Here is a 14,825-nt window from a genome sequence, read left to right as displayed (position 1 = left end):
GAATCCTCCCGCGGGGGCGCGCCGCGTCTCGGCTTGCGCCGACTGGGGGCATGCCGTGTCAGTCGGTGGCGACCGGGGCGGGCGTGCCGTCTCGGCCGGTGTCGGCCGCGGGGCGTGCCGTGTCTCGACTGACGTCGACTGCGAGGCGTGCCGTGTCTCGGCCGGTGTCGACTGCGGGGCGCGCCGAGCCTCTTCAGGCGTCGGCCGGAAGTGCGCCGAGCCTCTTCCCGCGTCGACCGCGGAAGCGCGCCGCGGCTCAGCCGGCGTCCGGCGCCCCGGCCAGTTCGGCGGCGTACGGCGGTTCCGCGCCCGCGCGCGAGCAGGTGACCGCCGCCGCGCGGGCCGCGAACCGCAGCAGGTCCGTCCAGTCGTCCGCGCCGAGCCCCGTCACCGCCCGGGGGGACAGCGCGCCCCGGACGGCCAGCCCGTGCAGCAGCGCCGCGTTGACGGTGTCCCCGGCCCCGATCGTGTCCACGACGTCGACCTTCTCGCCCGGTACCGAGTGCTCCCCGCCGTCCCGGGTGAAGACGGTGAGCCCGTCGCCGCCACGGGTGACCACCACGGCCGCGGGGCCCTCGGCCAGCCACTCGCGCGGGGTGCCGCCGAGCCACTCGGCGTCCTCCGCGGACAGCTTGAGCAGCGACACCGAGGGCAGCCAGCCGCGGAACCGGGCCCGGTAGACGTCCGGGTCGGGGATCAGTCCCGGGCGGATGTTCGGGTCGAGGGCGGTGAACACACCCTGCGCGGCGGCCGCCCGCATCAGCTCCTCGTAGGCGGTGGCGCCCGGCTCCAGGACGAGTGAGCAGGTCCCGAAGGACACCGCGCGCGTGCCTGGCGGCAGCGCGGCGGGCGCGGTGAACAGCCGGTCGGCGGTGCCGTCGACGTAGAAGGAGTAGGCGGCCGAACCGCCCTCGTCGACGGTGGCGACCGCGAGCGTCGTCGGCTCGGGTCCGCGCTGGACGGCCGACACATCGACCCCGTCCCGGCGCAGCCCGTCCAGCAGGGCCTCGCCGAAGGCGTCGAAGGACGTGCGGGAGCAGAAGGCGGTGGGGGAGCCGAGGCGGCCGAGGGCGACGGCCGTGTTGAAGGGGCCGCCGCCGAGCGCCGGCCGCAGGCTCGCCAGGGCGCCCGTGCCCTGCGGCACGAGGTCGATCAGTGCCTCACCGGCGACGACGATCACGAGGCGGTTCCTTTCGGAAGGTGCGGGAGGTCCGGCGGCTGCCCGGGGCAGCCGCACGAGGTGCGGTGGACGAAGGCGCAGTCGAGCCGCACGGTCCGGGCGGGCCGGTCCGGCTCGGCGAGCCGGTCCAGCAGGACCCGTACGGCCTGTGCGCCCAGCTCCTTGCTGGGCTGGGCGATCGCGGTGAGCCGGGGGGTGAACAGGTCGGCCCAGGCGAAGTCGTCGAAGCAGCACAGGGCGATGTCGTCGGGCACGGACAGGCCGCGCTCGCGCAGGGCGCGCAGGGCACCGATGGTCATCGCGTTGTTGGCGGTCACCAGGGCCGTGGGCGGCGCGGCGAGGTCCAGCAGGGCGGCGGTCGCGCGTTCGGCGCCGGGGGACTCGGAGTCGCCGTGCGCGATCAGGCGCTCGTCGTGGGCGAGACCGGCGTACGCCAGACCGTGCCGGTAGCCGGTGATCCGCTCGCTGGTGGTGCTGAGCCCGGGGCGCCCCGCGACCAGGCCGATCCGCCGGTGGCCCAGCTCCGCGAGATGGGTGACGAGCCGGGTCGTGGGTTCGGCGCCGGCCGCGCACACCTGGTCGAAGTGCGGCGCGGCCCCGTCGTCGACCAGCCGGTCGAGGAACACCGTCGGGACGTCGTGCCGCCGCAGGTAGGCCAGCAGCTCGCGCGGATCGGCGGAGGGCGCGACGATCATGCCGTCCACCCGCCGCTCGTGCAGCAGCTGCACGACCTTGCGCTCGTGCCCGGGGTCGTCGTGCGGGTCGGCGATGAGCAGGCTGTAGCCGTGCTCCAGGGCGCCCGCCTCGACGCCCTGGAGGATCTCCGTGAAGAAGGGGTTGCTGATCGCCGACACCGCGAGGCCGATGGACCGGGTGCGCGCGGTCACCAGGGAGCGGGCCAGGGAGTTCGGGGTGTAGCCGAGCCGGTCGATGGCGTCCAGGACGGCCTGCCGGGTGTGGGGGAGCACCGGGCGGGTGTCGTTGAGCACATGCGAGACGGTCGCCACGGAGACCCCCGCGTCACGGGCCACGTCGGCCATGGTCGGCATCGGGGTCTCTCCCTCCGGGCGCTGCTCTCGCTGCTCCTGGCCGGGAAGGTATCCCATTCGGCGGCACACGTAAACGCTTGCGCAAGCGTTTACGTCCCGGCCTCGCCGTCCCCCGTCTCCGCTCGCCCCGGCGCCGGTCCCGCCCTCCCCGGCCGGTATCGTCGCCCTGCCCGCCCCCTGACCAGTGGAGCCCCCTATGCCCGGCCGCCCGACCCCGACCCGTCGTACCGTCCTGCGCGGAGCGGCCCTCACCCCTGTCGCCGGGCTCGGCCTGGCCGCCTGCTCACCGGGCGGCGGGACGACGGACGCCGAACCGAGCGCGCCCGTCGACCTCGGCGCGGAGAGCGAGGTCCCCAAGGGCGGCGCGAAGCTGTACCGCGAGCACAAGGTGGTCGTCAGCCGGGACGCGAACGGCGCCCTGAAGGCGTACAGCACGATCTGCACGCACGCTCTGTGCCCCATCAACAAGCTGGACGGGACGAAGCTCGTCTGCCCCTGCCACGGCAGCGAGTTCGACGCCACGAGCGGCGAGGTGCTGCACGAGCCGGCGAGCGCGCCGCTGAAGGAGCTGCCGGTACGGGCCGAGGGCGGCCGGATCGTGGCGGGCCCGGCCCCCACCGCCTGAACGGAGGCGGGCGAGGGGCGAGCGGCCCACGCTCACTCCTCCCAGTCCCAGCCGATCCCCACGATGCCCGTCCGCAGCCGGGGCTCGACGAGGTGGACCGAGTGGTGCCGCGGGCTGAGCGGAAGCTCCTGACGGCCGCTGCGCGGGGCCGCGGCCGAGTGCTGGGCGAACCGGTGGCAGCGCACCGGCGGACAGTGCTCGTCGAAGCGGACCTGAAGGGCGTACTGGCCGCCCGGGACGCCGAACCCGCGCGCGTACTCGTGGGACACCCCGGCGGTGCCGTCCTCGACGCCGTACCGGAACAGGAAGGTGTCGCCGGAGCGCAGGCGGGTGTCGAAGAGCAGCTCGGCGACGAGGACGCCGGTGTCGTGGTGGTACCGGACGCGGCCCGTGCGGCAGTTCTCCAGGGCCTGCACGCGCATGAGGTCCGGCGTGCAGCCGGGGTCGCCGTGGTACACGGCCGTGCAGCGGTCGACGCCGTCCCGGTGGGCGCGCACGATGTGGTGTGCCTCGCGGCCCGCCAGTTCCCGCCGCGCGCCGATCCGCACCCGCTCGTGCAGCCCCAGGGTGTGCAGCCCGCCGTCGGCCGGGGCGTCCAGCTCGGCCAGCAGCCCCGCCAGGACGCCGTCGGCCTCGACCAGGGAGCGGTAGGAGCGGACCGCGGGCCGCCCGGCGGCCGGCTCGTCGCCCTCCGCCAGCAGCCGGATCAGCGACTCCTCCGGCAGCTGGAGGATCTCCTCCAGCGCCCGCACCGCGCGCAGCGACTCGGGGCGCTGCGGCCGGCGGGCGCCCTGCTGCCAGTAACTGAGGCTGGTGACGCCGACCTTGACCCCGTAGCGCGACAGATGGTGCTGCACGCGCTGGAGCGGCAGCCCGCGCGCGGCGATGGCGGCGCGCAGGGCGACGTGGAAGGGGCCGCCGCTGAGCACCGCGTCCAGGGCCGGGTCCGCGTGCGTGACCCCGGCCACGTCCGGCACCGCGGGGACGGCGGTGACGTCCGCCTGCTGAGTGGCGTGCGGCATGCGGGGGCCTTTCTGGGCAGCGTTCACGACGGCTGGTCGGACCGTTCGCGCGGGCGGCAGAGGCCGGGCCCGAGTTCCCCCGCATTGAAGCGTGTTGACCAAGCCCCGACAACACCTGATGCCCAACCGTGCCCATGGCGGTCCGCCGGCGTTGTCCACAGCCTCGTCGCGCTGTCACCCCTCGCCAGTAGGGTGTGAAACATGGCCGACCCCTCCAGCTACCGCCCCAGGCCGGGACAGATCCCGGACTCCCCCGGGGTCTACAGGTTCCGTGACGAGCACCGCAGGGTGATCTACGTCGGAAAGGCGAAGAGCCTGCGCCAGCGCCTGGCGAACTACTTCCAGGACCTGGCGGGCCTGCACCCCCGCACCCGCACCATGGTCACCACGGCGGCGTCCGTGGAGTGGACGGTGGTGTCCACGGAGGTGGAGGCGCTCCAGCTGGAGTACTCCTGGATCAAGGAGTACGACCCCCGGTTCAACGTCAAGTACCGCGACGACAAGAGCTACCCCTACCTCGCGGTGACGATGAGCGAACAGTTCCCGCGGGTGCAGGTGATGCGCGGTCACAAGAAGAAGGGCGTGCGCTATTTCGGGCCGTACGCCCACGCGTGGGCGATCCGCGACACCGTGGACCTGCTGCTGCGCGTCTTCCCGGTGCGCACCTGCTCGGCCGGGGTCTTCAAGAACGCAGCCCGCACCGACCGCCCCTGTCTGCTCGGCTACATCGGCAAGTGCTCCGCGCCCTGCGTCGGCCGGGTCTCGCCCGAGGAGCACCGCGAACTGGCCGACGAGTTCTGCGACTTCATGGCCGGCCGCACGGGCACGTATCTGCGCCGGCTGGAGAAGCAGATGGTCCAGGCGGCCGACGAGATGGAGTACGAGCGGGCCGCGCGCCTGCGCGACGACATCGGGGCCCTGAAGAAGGCCATGGAGAAGAACGCGGTCGTGCTGGCCGACGCGACCGACGCCGACCTGATCGCCGTCGCCGAGGACGAGCTGGAAGCCGCCGTGCAGATCTTCCACGTCCGCGGCGGACGCGTGCGCGGCCAGCGCGGCTGGGTCACCGACAAGGTCGAGGAGATCACCACCGGTGCCCTCGTCGAGCACGCCCTCCAGCAGCTCTACGGCGAGGAGAGCGGGGACTCCGTGCCCAAGGAGGTCCTCGTCCCGGCCCTGCCCGACCCGGTGGAGCCGGTCCAGCAGTGGCTCACCGAGCGCCGCGGATCGGCCGTCTCGCTGCGCATCCCGCAGCGCGGCGACAAGAAGGCGCTGATGGAGACCGTCGCGCGCAACGCCCTGCAGGCCCTCGGACTGCACAAGACCAAGCGCGCCTCCGACCTGACCACGCGCTCGCGCGCGCTGGAGGAGATCGCCGACGCCCTCGGCCTGGACAGCGCCCCGCTGCGGATCGAGTGCTACGACATCTCCCACCTCCAAGGCGAGGACGTCGTGGCCTCCATGGTCGTCTTCGAGGACGGCCTCCAGCGCAAGGGCGAGTACCGCCGCTTCCAGATCAGGGGCTTCGCGGGACAGGACGACGTCCGGTCCATGCACGAGGTGATCTCCCGCCGCTTCAAGCGGTACCTCGCCGAGAAGGAGCGGACGGGGGAGTGGGCCGAGGGGGAGGACGCCCTCACCGAGGACGACGGCCGCCCCAGGAAGTTCGCCTACCCGCCCCAGCTCGTCGTCGTCGACGGCGGGCAGCCCCAGGTCGCCGCAGCCAAGCGGGCCCTGGACGAGCTCGGCATCGACGACATCGCCGTGTGCGGCCTGGCCAAGCGCCTGGAGGAGGTCTGGGTGCCCGGGGAGGACGACCCGGTGGTGCTGCCGCGCACCAGCGAGGGCCTGTATCTGCTCCAGCGCATCCGTGACGAGGCCCACCGCTTCGCCATTACCTACCAGCGCACCAAGCGCGCCCAGCGCTTCCGGTCCAGCCCCCTGGACGACGTACCGGGCCTCGGCGAGACCCGCAAGCAGGCGCTGATCAAGCACTTCGGTTCGGTGAAACGGCTGCGATCGGCGACAATCGACCAGATCTGCGAAGTTCCGGGCATAGGTCGTAAAACGGCCGAGACCATCGCCGCGGCCTTCGCCCAGGCGGCCCCGGCCGCGCCCGCCGTGAACACGGCGACTGGAGAGATCATGGAAGACACGGAGGACGGGGCGCCCGAGACGACCGCGGGCACCCCGGGGGAGCCCGTGACCGCGGGCACCCCGGACGAACGACGGGGGCAGGAGACATGACCGAGCAGGAGAAGCCCACAGCGGAGCGAGATCAGGCCCACATGGACCCGGGCGATGATCGGACCCGACAGCAGCCACCCAAGGAGAACGGAGCACAGGTGAGTACGGCCGGCGACACCGCCGCGGTCCCCGAGGCCACCATCCCCGAGCTGGTGATCATCTCCGGCATGTCCGGAGCCGGCCGCTCGACCGCCGCGAAGTGTCTGGAGGACCTCGGCTGGTTCGTCGTCGACAACCTGCCGCCGGCGCTGATCCCCACCATGGTGGAGCTCGGCGCCCGCTCCCAGGGCAACGTCGCCCGGATCGCGGTCGTCGTCGACGTCCGCGGGCGCCGCTTCTTCGACAACCTCCGCGAGTCGCTCGCCGACCTCGACACCCGGGGCGTCACCCGGCGGATCGTCTTCCTGGAGTCCTCCGACGAGGCCCTGGTGCGCCGCTTCGAGTCGGTGCGCCGCCCGCACCCGCTCCAGGGCGACGGCCGGATCGTCGACGGCATCGCCGCCGAGCGCGAGCTGCTGCGCGAGCTGCGCGGCGACGCCGACCTGGTGATCGACACCTCCAGCCTGAACGTGCACGAGCTGCGCGCCAAGATGGACGCCCAGTTCGCGGGCGAGGAGGAGCCCGAGCTGCGGGCCACCGTGATGTCCTTCGGCTTCAAGTACGGCCTGCCCGTCGACGCCGACCTGGTCGTCGACATGCGGTTCCTGCCGAACCCGCACTGGGTCCCGGAACTGCGGCCGTACACCGGTCTGAACGAGGAGGTGTCGGCGTACGTCTTCAACCAGCCCGGCGCCAAGGAGTTCCTCGACCGGTACACCGAGCTGCTGCAGCTGATTGCCGCAGGCTACCGTCGTGAGGGCAAACGCTATGTGACCATCGCGGTCGGCTGCACCGGAGGCAAGCACCGTTCGGTGGCCACCTCGGAGAAGCTCGCCGCACGGCTCGCCGCGCAGGGTGTGGAGACAGTGGTCGTCCACCGGGACATGGGACGCGAATGACAGGACGTACTCCGCGGCTGATCAGGGTCGGCCGGGTGGTGCCGGAAGGACGGATCGGCCGGCCCGTCGAGGCTCGTGGCGGCCGGCCGCGCCGCCGGGGCACCCAGCCCAAGGTCGTCGCCCTCGGCGGCGGCATGGGGCTGTCCGCCTCGCTCGCCGCGCTGCGCCGGATCACCGGTGACCTGACCGCCGTCGTCACCGTCGCCGACGACGGCGGCTCCAGCGGGCGGCTGCGCGACGAGCTGGGCGTGCTGCCACCCGGCGACCTGCGCAAGGCGCTGGCCGCGCTGTGCGGCGACGACGACTGGGGACAGACCTGGTCGCGGGTGATCCAGCACCGCTTCGCCTCCCAGGGCGACCTGCACGACCACGCGGTCGGCAATCTGCTGATCGTCGCCCTGTGGGAACAGCTCGGCGACCATGTCCAGGCCCTGGACCTGGTCGGCAAGCTGCTCGGCGCGCACGGGCGCGTGCTGCCCATGTCCGCCGTACCCCTGGAGCTGCAGGCCCTGGTCAAGGGGCACGACCCGGAGCGGCCCGAGGACGTGGACACCGTGCTGGGCCAGGCCACCGTCGCCCTCACCCCCGGTGAGGTGCAGTCCGTGCACCTGGTGCCGCACGACCCGCCCGCCGTCCCCGAGGCCGTCGAGGCCGTGCGGGACGCGGACTGGGTGGTGCTGGGCCCGGGGTCCTGGTTCTCCTCGGTCATCCCGCATCTGCTGGTGCCCCAGCTGCTGGACGCGCTGACGGAGACGAAGGCCCGCCGGGTGCTCTCGCTGAACCTCGCCCCCCAGCCCGGAGAAACCGAAGGCTTCTCCCCGCAGCGTCATTTGGAGGTTTTGGGACGACACGCCCCTAAACTCGCCCTGGACGTGGTGCTGGCCGACGAGGCAGCCGTGCCCGACCGCGAGGTGCTGACCGAGGCCGCCAAGCGGCTCGGGGCCGCGGTCGAGCTGGCTCCGGTCGCACGGGGGGACGGATCTCCACGGCACGACCCGGAGCTGCTGGCCGCCGCGTACGACCGTATTTTTCGGATGCATGGAAGGATCGGCCCATGGCGATGACGGCAGCGGTGAAGGACGAGATCTCCCGGCTCCCCGTCACCCGGACCTGCTGCAGGAAGGCGGAGGTCTCCGCCATTCTGCGGTTCGCCGGCGGCCTTCACCTGGTCAGCGGGCGCATCGTGATCGAGGCGGAGCTGGACACCGCGATGGCGGCCCGCCGGCTCAAGCGGGACATCCTGGAGATCTTCGGCCACAGCTCCGAACTGATCGTGATGGCACCGGGCGGACTGCGCCGCGGCTCGCGCTACGTGGTGCGCGTGGTCGCCGGCGGGGACCAGCTGGCCCGGCAGACCGGCCTGGTCGACGGCCGGGGCCGCCCGATCAGAGGGCTGCCCCCGCAGGTCGTCTCCGGCGCCACCTGTGACGCGGAGGCCGCCTGGCGCGGCGCCTTCCTGGCGCACGGCTCGCTCACCGAGCCCGGCCGCTCCTCCTCCCTGGAGGTGACCTGCCCGGGCCCCGAGGCCGCGCTCGCGCTCGTCGGCGCCGCCCGCCGGCTGTCCATCGCCGCCAAGGCCCGTGAGGTGCGCGGCGTGGACCGGGTCGTCGTCCGCGACGGCGACGCGATCGGCGCCCTGCTCACCCGGCTCGGCGCCCATGAGTCGGTGCTGGCCTGGGAGGAGCGCCGGATGCGCCGCGAGGTCCGCGCCACGGCGAACCGCCTCGCCAACTTCGACGACGCCAACCTGCGCCGCTCCGCGCGCGCGGCCGTCGCCGCCGGTGCCCGCGTCCAGCGCGCCCTGGAGATCCTCGGCGAGGAGGTCCCCGAGCACCTCGCCGCCGCCGGCCGGCTGCGCATGGAGCACAAGCAGGCCTCCCTGGAAGAGCTGGGCGCGCTCGCCGACCCGCCGCTGACCAAGGACGCCGTCGCCGGCCGCATCCGCCGGCTGCTGGCGATGGCCGACAAGCGCGCCCAGGACCTCGGCATCCCCGGCACCGAGTCCAGCATCACCGAGGAGATGGCCGACAACCTCGTGGGCTGACACCCGCTCGACACGCCGGTGACCGCGCCCCCTCGGGTGACGGTCACCGGCGTTTCCGGGTTCTTGAGGCACCCTTGACTCGATCATGAAGTGTCATGAGCCTGGCATCTGTTCGCTGACGTGGCGAACCCACGCAAGGGGGGTTCATGAGACACAGAGCGAGATCGATCCTCGCTGTCGGCGCGCTCCTGATCGGCGGAGCGAGCATCGCACCCATCGCCCAGGCACAGAACGGCAGTTCGGACGCACCGGACGCCGACGAGGTCAAGGTCTTCCGCGCCGAGGTCACCAAGAAGCAGATCCCGCTGCTGCTGGCCGCCGGACAGGACGGCCATGAACTCAGTGAGCAGGCGCCCGAGAAGGGCACCGCCACCATCGAGGTCTACCTCACCGACCAGCAGGCCGAGAAGCTGGAGAAGCAGGGCGTCGAACTCACCGAGCACACCCTGTCCGCCAGGGCCGAGCGGCGCGTCGAAGCGGCCGCGGACGGCGTCTACCGGCCCTACAGCGGCAGCGGCGGCCTGAAGGAGGAGATCCTCCGCGCCGGCCAGGACAACCCCGGCCTCACCAAGGTCGTCTCCCTCGGCAAGACCGTCCGGGGCCAGGACATCCTGGCGCTGAAGCTCACCAAGAACGCCAAGAAGTCCAAGGACGGCGCCAAGCCCTCCGTGCTCTACATGTCCAACCAGCACGCCCGGGAGTGGATCACCCCGGAGATGACCCGGCGGCTGATGCACCACTACCTGGACAACTACCGGACCGACAAGCGGATCAAGAAGATCGTCGACACCACCGAGCTGTGGTTCGTGATCTCGGCCAACCCCGACGGCTACGACTACACCTTCGAGGAGGCGGGCGACCGCCTGTGGCGCAAGAACATGCGGGACGTCAACGGCGACGGCACCATCAGCACCGGCGACGGCGTCGACCTCAACCGCAACTTCGCCTACAAGTGGGGCTACGACAACGAGGGTTCGTCCCCGAACCCCACCAGCCAGACCTACCGCGGTGACGCCCCCGGCTCGGAACCCGAGACCAAGGCGATCGACGCCTTCCAGAAGCGCATCGGCTTCGAACTCGGCATCAACTACCACTCGGCCGCCGAGCTCATCCTCTACGGCGTCGGCTGGCAGGTGGCCACGCACACCCCCGACGACGTGATGTACAAGGCGCTCGCGGGTACCCCCGAGAACCCCGCCGTCCCGGGCTACCACCCGCAGGTCTCCTCCGAGCTGTACACCACCAACGGCGAGGCGGACGGACACGCCGCCAACGTCAACGGCCTGGCGATGTTCACGCCCGAGATGTCGACCTGCCAGACCGCCTCGAACGTCGACCCGAACGACGCCTGGCTGCCCGGCGACTGCCAGTCCATCTTCAACTTCCCGGACGACGAGAGGCTGATCCAGCAGGAGTTCGCCAAGAACGTCCCGTTCGCGCTCTCCGTCGCCGAGTCCGCCGCCCACCCGGACCGGCCGTCCTCCCCGGTCGGTCTGAAGGCCGCCGACTTCACCCCGGCGCCGTTCACCACGTCCTACTCCCGCGGCGCCGACCAGGAGGTCTCCGTCGTCGCCCGCAAGTCCGTGCGCGACAAGGAGCTCAAGTACCGCGTCAACGGCGGCCGTACGCACGACATGGCGCTGCGGCCGTGGAAGGGCGGCGAGACCTACGGCGGTGAGGACAACCTCTACTTCGACGAGTACCGCGCCAAGGTCGCCGACGGCGACGCCGGGGACAAGGTCGAGGTGTGGTTCACCGGCGAGACCAGGAGCGGGAAGCCGGTCTCCAGCGAGCGCTTCACCTACACCGTGGCCGAACGCCCGCGCGCGGACACCCTGGTCGTAGCCGAGGAGGGCGCGGCCGCCACCCAGGCGCAGCTCTACGTCGACGCGCTCAAGGCCAACGGCCGCAAGGCCGCCGTCTGGGACGTGGCCACCCAGGGCGCGCCCGACGCGCTCGGCGTGCTCGGCCACTTCGACACCGTCGTCCACTACACGGGCGCCGGCGTCCCGGGCAACGCCACCCAGCTCCAGCTGCGCGCCTTCCTCAACGAGGGCGGCAGGCTGATCGAGGCCGGCGAACAGGCCGGCGGCAGCGTCGACCTCGGCGGCGGCAACCTGTCCAACGACTTCAGCCAGTACTACCTGGGCGCCTACAGCCGTACGTCCCTTCCCGACGCCACCGCCTTCGAGGGCGCCGGTGAACTCGCGGGCAGCAAGGGCACGCTGGCCGGGGCGCCGGGCAACCCGCTGAACGCGGCCGGTTCCTACAGCGTGACCTCCGAGACCCTGCCCGTGGACCGGTTCCCGCAGTTCGCGAGCGCCGGAGCGGGCCATTACCCGGGCACCGTCAACCCCTACGGCCCCTTCGAGGGCAGCTCCATGGCGGCCGTCACGCACAGCGACTACGCCTGGAACCGCCTCACCCGCACCATCGACCTGACCTCGGTGACCGCCGCGCAGGCACCCACCCTGCGCACCCGCATGCTGTGGAGCACCGAGCCGGGCTACGACCACGCGGTCCTGGAGGCCCGTACGGCGGGCGGCGACGACTGGACGACGCTGCCGGAGCAGGGCGGCGCGACCGGCACCGCGGTGCCCGAGGAGTGCTCGGCCGGGTACTTCATCCAGGCCCACCCCGCGCTCAAGCGGTATCTGACCCTCGCCGACGGCGCCTGCACCCCGTCCGGCACCAGCGGCTCCTGGAACAGCTTCACCGGGGCGTCGGCCGGCTGGCAGGAGGTCTCCTTCGATCTGTCCGCCTACGCGGGCCGGACCGTCGAGGTCTCGCTCGGCTACATCAGTGACCCCGGCTCCGGTGGCCGTGGCGTCCTCGTCGACAACGCCTCGGTCGTGATCGGCGGCACCGCCGTCGAGACCGAGGGCTTCGAGACGTCGCTGGGCGCCTGGCGCGTCCCGGGTCCGCCCGCGGGCAGCCCCGCCGTCGTCAAGGACTGGGCGCGGGTCGGCCGGCTCTTCCAGACGTACGGCGCGGTCACCACGGACGACACCGTGCTGCTGGGCTTCGGCCTGGAGCACGTCGTCGCCCCGGCCGACCGTGCGGCCCTGATCCGCAAGGCCCTCACCTCTCTCGACACTCCGTGACCGCACGATGACGGGGCGATAGCGCGAAGGGGCGGTCCGTACCCCTACTGGCGGGTACGGACCGCCTGCCCGTGTATGGGGCATCTCGATGTCACCTCGGGGGCCGCAGAGAGGTAGGGTCGTAGGCGGTCGGGGACATCCCAAATACAGCTCGCCGGCACCGCATGGCCGGCGTACCAACGAGGAGATCGGTTCGTGACGATCCGCGTAGGCATCAACGGCTTCGGTCGTATCGGTCGCAACTACTTCCGCGCACTGCTGGAGCAGGGTGCTGACATCGAGATCGTGGCTGTCAACGACCTGGGTGACACCGCTACCACCGCGCATCTGCTGAAGTACGACACGATTCTGGGCCGCCTCAAGCAGGAGGTCACCCACACCGCCGACACGATCACGGTCGACGGTCACACCATCAAGGTCCTGTCCGAGCGCAACCCCGCCGACATCCCGTGGGGCGACCTCGGCGTCGACATCGTCATCGAGTCGACGGGCATCTTCACGAAGAAGGCCGACGCCGAGAAGCACATCGTCGGCGGCGCCAAGAAGGTCCTCATCTCGGCTCCGGCCTCGGGCGAGGACATCACCATCGTGATGGGTGTCAACCAGGACAAGTACGACGCGGCGAACCACCACGTCATCTCCAACGCCTCCTGCACCACCAACTGTGTGGCGCCGATGGCGAAGGTCCTCGACGAGAACTTCGGCATCGTCAAGGGTCTGATGACCACGGTGCACGCGTACACCAACGACCAGCGCATCCTGGACTTCCCGCACAAGGACCTGCGCCGCGCCCGCGCCGCCGCCGAGAACATCATCCCGACCACGACGGGTGCCGCCAAGGCCACTGCCCTGGTCCTGCCGCAGCTCAAGGGCAAGCTCGACGGCATCGCGATGCGCGTCCCGGTTCCCACCGGTTCCGCCACCGACCTGGTGGTCGAGCTCCAGCGCGAGGTCACCAAGGACGAGGTCAACGCCGCGTTCAAGAAGGCCGCCGACGACGGCGACCTGAAGGGCTACCTGTTCTACACCGAGGACGAGATCGTCTCCTCGGACATCGTCAGTGACCCGGCCTCCTGCACCTTCGACTCCTCCATGACCATGGTCCAGGAGGGCAAGACGGTGAAGATCCTCGGCTGGTACGACAACGAGTGGGGCTACTCCAACCGCCTCGTCGACCTCACGGTCTTCGTCGGCAACCAGCTCTGATCCCCGGAGCAGGCACTTCGATGTGACAGCAGGGCTCGGGCGGCGCAGGGACGCGCCGCCCGGGCCCTGTGTCACGTACCGACCGGCCCTCTTAGGATCACGAGCATCACGAACACTTCTCGGGAGCCCTCTCAATGAAGACGATCGACGAACTCCTCGCCGAAGGCGTCACCGGCAAGCGGGTCTTCGTCCGCGCCGACCTCAACGTGCCGCTGGACGGCGCCACGATCACCGACGACGGCCGCATCCGCGCCGTCCTGCCCACCGTCAAGGCCCTCGCCGAGGCGGGCGCCCGCGTGGTCGTGGCCTCCCACCTGGGCCGCCCCAAGGGCGCCCCGGACCCGGCCTTCTCGCTCGCCCCGGCCGCCGCCCGGCTCGGTGAACTCCTCGGTGCCGAGGTGGCGTTCGCGACCGACACCGTCGGCGAGTCCGCCCAGGCCGTCGTCGCGGGCCTCGCCGACGGCCGGGTCGCCGTCATCGAGAACCTGCGCTTCAACGCCGGCGAGACCGCCAAGGACGACGCCGAGCGCGCCGCCTTCGCCGACCGGCTGGCCGCCCTCGCGGACGTCTACGTCGGCGACGGCTTCGGCGCCGTGCACCGCAAGCACGCCTCCGTGTTCGACCTCCCGGGCAAGCTGCCGCACTACGCCGGCCACCTCATCGCCACCGAGGTCGGCGTCCTGAAGAAGCTCACCGACGACCTCCAGCGCCCGTACGTGGTCGCGCTCGGCGGCGCCAAGGTCTCCGACAAGCTCGCCGTCATCGACCAGCTGCTCGGCAAGGCCGACCGCATCCTCATCGGCGGCGGCATGGCGTACACCTTCCTCAAGGCCAAGGGGTACGAGGTCGGCGGCTCCCTCCTCCAGGAGGACCAGGTCCCGGCCGTGCGGGAGTACATCGAGCGCGCGGAGGGGAACGGCGTCGAGCTGGTCCTCCCCGTCGACGTCCTCGTCGCCGGCGAGTTCCCGGACCTGAAGACCAAGGCCCCGGCCCACCCCACGACCGTCGCCGCGGACGCCGTCCCCGCCGACCAGCAGGGCCTGGACATCGGTCCGGAGACCCGCAAGCTGTACGCCTCGAAGCTCGCCGACGCGGCCACCGTCTTCTGGAACGGCCCCATGGGCGTCTTCGAGCACCCCGACTACGCCGAGGGCACCAAGTCGGTCGCCCAGGCGCTCATCGACTCCCCGGGCTTCACCGTGGTCGGCGGCGGCGACTCCGCCGCGGCCGTCCGCACCCTGGGCTTCGACGAGAACGCATTCGGCCACATCTCGACCGGTGGCGGCGCCTCCCTCGAATACCTCGAGGGCAAGACGCTCCCCGGCCTCGCCGCACTGGAGGACTGACCTA

General features: G+C 71.9%; 11 protein-coding genes. 8 read left to right on the top strand and 3 right to left on the bottom strand.

Annotated features, from left to right (window positions below; translation table 11 throughout):
• Positions 1-256 precede the first annotated feature (256 nt).
• Together ACWD1Z_RS24995 and ACWD1Z_RS24990 are read right to left on the bottom strand one after the other, a co-directional pair.
• The gene (locus tag ACWD1Z_RS24995; protein ID WP_451121813.1) at positions 257-1,180 is read right to left on the bottom strand and encodes a carbohydrate kinase family protein; all 924 of its coding nucleotides are present in this window, start codon (positions 1,178-1,180) and stop codon (positions 257-259) included.
• Positions 1,177-2,229, bottom strand: a complete 1,053-nt coding sequence (locus ACWD1Z_RS24990; RefSeq protein WP_451121812.1) for a LacI family DNA-binding transcriptional regulator — start codon at positions 2,227-2,229, stop codon at positions 1,177-1,179. The genes ACWD1Z_RS24995 and ACWD1Z_RS24990 overlap by 4 nt, the downstream gene beginning before the upstream one ends.
• Positions 2,230-2,425: 196 nt before the next feature.
• Between ACWD1Z_RS24990 and ACWD1Z_RS24985 the strand changes: the two genes are divergently transcribed.
• Entirely contained in the window at positions 2,426-2,854 is a 429-nt protein-coding gene (locus tag ACWD1Z_RS24985; protein ID WP_389418699.1) for a Rieske (2Fe-2S) protein, read from the top strand.
• A 32-nt stretch (positions 2,855-2,886) separates the two neighbouring features.
• Here ACWD1Z_RS24985 and ACWD1Z_RS24980 read toward each other — a convergent pair whose 3' ends face one another.
• Positions 2,887-3,876: a hypothetical protein gene (locus tag ACWD1Z_RS24980; RefSeq protein WP_451121811.1), complete on the bottom strand. Its 990-nt coding sequence runs from the start codon at positions 3,874-3,876 to the stop codon at positions 2,887-2,889.
• Between the two features lie 201 nt (positions 3,877-4,077).
• On the opposite strand from ACWD1Z_RS24980, the gene uvrC reads away from it, so the two are divergent.
• The 7 genes from uvrC (at position 4,078) to ACWD1Z_RS24945 (ending at position 14,821) form a co-directional block, all read left to right on the top strand.
• The gene (uvrC, locus tag ACWD1Z_RS24975) at positions 4,078-6,123 is read left to right on the top strand and encodes an excinuclease ABC subunit UvrC (RefSeq protein ID WP_451121810.1); all 2,046 of its coding nucleotides are present in this window, start codon (positions 4,078-4,080) and stop codon (positions 6,121-6,123) included.
• Positions 6,120-7,121 (top strand): RNase adapter RapZ, encoded by a 1,002-nt coding sequence (rapZ, locus tag ACWD1Z_RS24970; RefSeq protein ID WP_451121809.1) that lies wholly within the window; start codon positions 6,120-6,122, stop codon positions 7,119-7,121. The genes uvrC and rapZ overlap by 4 nt, the downstream gene beginning before the upstream one ends.
• Entirely contained in the window at positions 7,118-8,185 is a 1,068-nt protein-coding gene (locus ACWD1Z_RS24965; RefSeq protein WP_451121808.1) for a gluconeogenesis factor YvcK family protein, read from the top strand. The genes rapZ and ACWD1Z_RS24965 overlap by 4 nt, the downstream gene beginning before the upstream one ends.
• Positions 8,176-9,165, top strand: a complete 990-nt coding sequence (gene whiA / locus ACWD1Z_RS24960) for a DNA-binding protein WhiA (protein ID WP_250070529.1) — start codon at positions 8,176-8,178, stop codon at positions 9,163-9,165. Before ACWD1Z_RS24965 ends, whiA begins: the two co-directional genes overlap by 10 nt.
• Before the next feature lie 146 nt (positions 9,166-9,311).
• Positions 9,312-12,269 carry a M14 family zinc carboxypeptidase gene (locus ACWD1Z_RS24955; RefSeq protein WP_451121807.1) on the top strand — a complete coding sequence of 986 codons (2,958 nt, stop codon included), beginning with the start codon at positions 9,312-9,314 and terminating at the stop codon, positions 12,267-12,269.
• A gap of 195 nt (positions 12,270-12,464) precedes the next feature.
• Positions 12,465-13,475, top strand: a complete 1,011-nt coding sequence (gene gap / locus ACWD1Z_RS24950; protein ID WP_451121806.1) for a type I glyceraldehyde-3-phosphate dehydrogenase — start codon at positions 12,465-12,467, stop codon at positions 13,473-13,475.
• A 134-nt stretch (positions 13,476-13,609) separates the two neighbouring features.
• Positions 13,610-14,821, top strand: a complete 1,212-nt coding sequence (locus ACWD1Z_RS24945; RefSeq protein WP_451121805.1) for a phosphoglycerate kinase — start codon at positions 13,610-13,612, stop codon at positions 14,819-14,821.
• The last annotated feature ends 4 nt before the right edge of the window (positions 14,822-14,825 follow it).

The organism is Streptomyces sp. NPDC002784, assembly GCF_053592135.1.
Note: the sequence above shows the minus strand (reverse complement) of the source record. Positions and strands in the feature narration are given on the sequence as shown.

Excerpts from the sequence above, each read along its gene's own strand:
- whiA (WP_250070529.1), top strand. The coding sequence starts at position 8,176 with ATGGCGATGACGGCAGCGGTGAAGGACGAGATCTCCCGGCTCCCCGTC.
- ACWD1Z_RS24980 (WP_451121811.1), bottom strand. The coding sequence starts at position 3,876 with ATGCCGCACGCCACTCAGCAGGCGGACGTCACCGCCGTCCCCGCGGTG.
- uvrC (WP_451121810.1), top strand. The coding sequence starts at position 4,078 with ATGGCCGACCCCTCCAGCTACCGCCCCAGGCCGGGACAGATCCCGGAC.
- rapZ (WP_451121809.1), top strand. The coding sequence starts at position 6,120 with ATGACCGAGCAGGAGAAGCCCACAGCGGAGCGAGATCAGGCCCACATG.
- ACWD1Z_RS24955 (WP_451121807.1), top strand. The coding sequence starts at position 9,312 with ATGAGACACAGAGCGAGATCGATCCTCGCTGTCGGCGCGCTCCTGATC.
- ACWD1Z_RS24990 (WP_451121812.1), bottom strand. The coding sequence starts at position 2,229 with ATGCCGACCATGGCCGACGTGGCCCGTGACGCGGGGGTCTCCGTGGCG.
- ACWD1Z_RS24985 (WP_389418699.1), top strand. The coding sequence starts at position 2,426 with ATGCCCGGCCGCCCGACCCCGACCCGTCGTACCGTCCTGCGCGGAGCG.
- ACWD1Z_RS24965 (WP_451121808.1), top strand. The coding sequence starts at position 7,118 with ATGACAGGACGTACTCCGCGGCTGATCAGGGTCGGCCGGGTGGTGCCG.
- ACWD1Z_RS24945 (WP_451121805.1), top strand. The coding sequence starts at position 13,610 with ATGAAGACGATCGACGAACTCCTCGCCGAAGGCGTCACCGGCAAGCGG.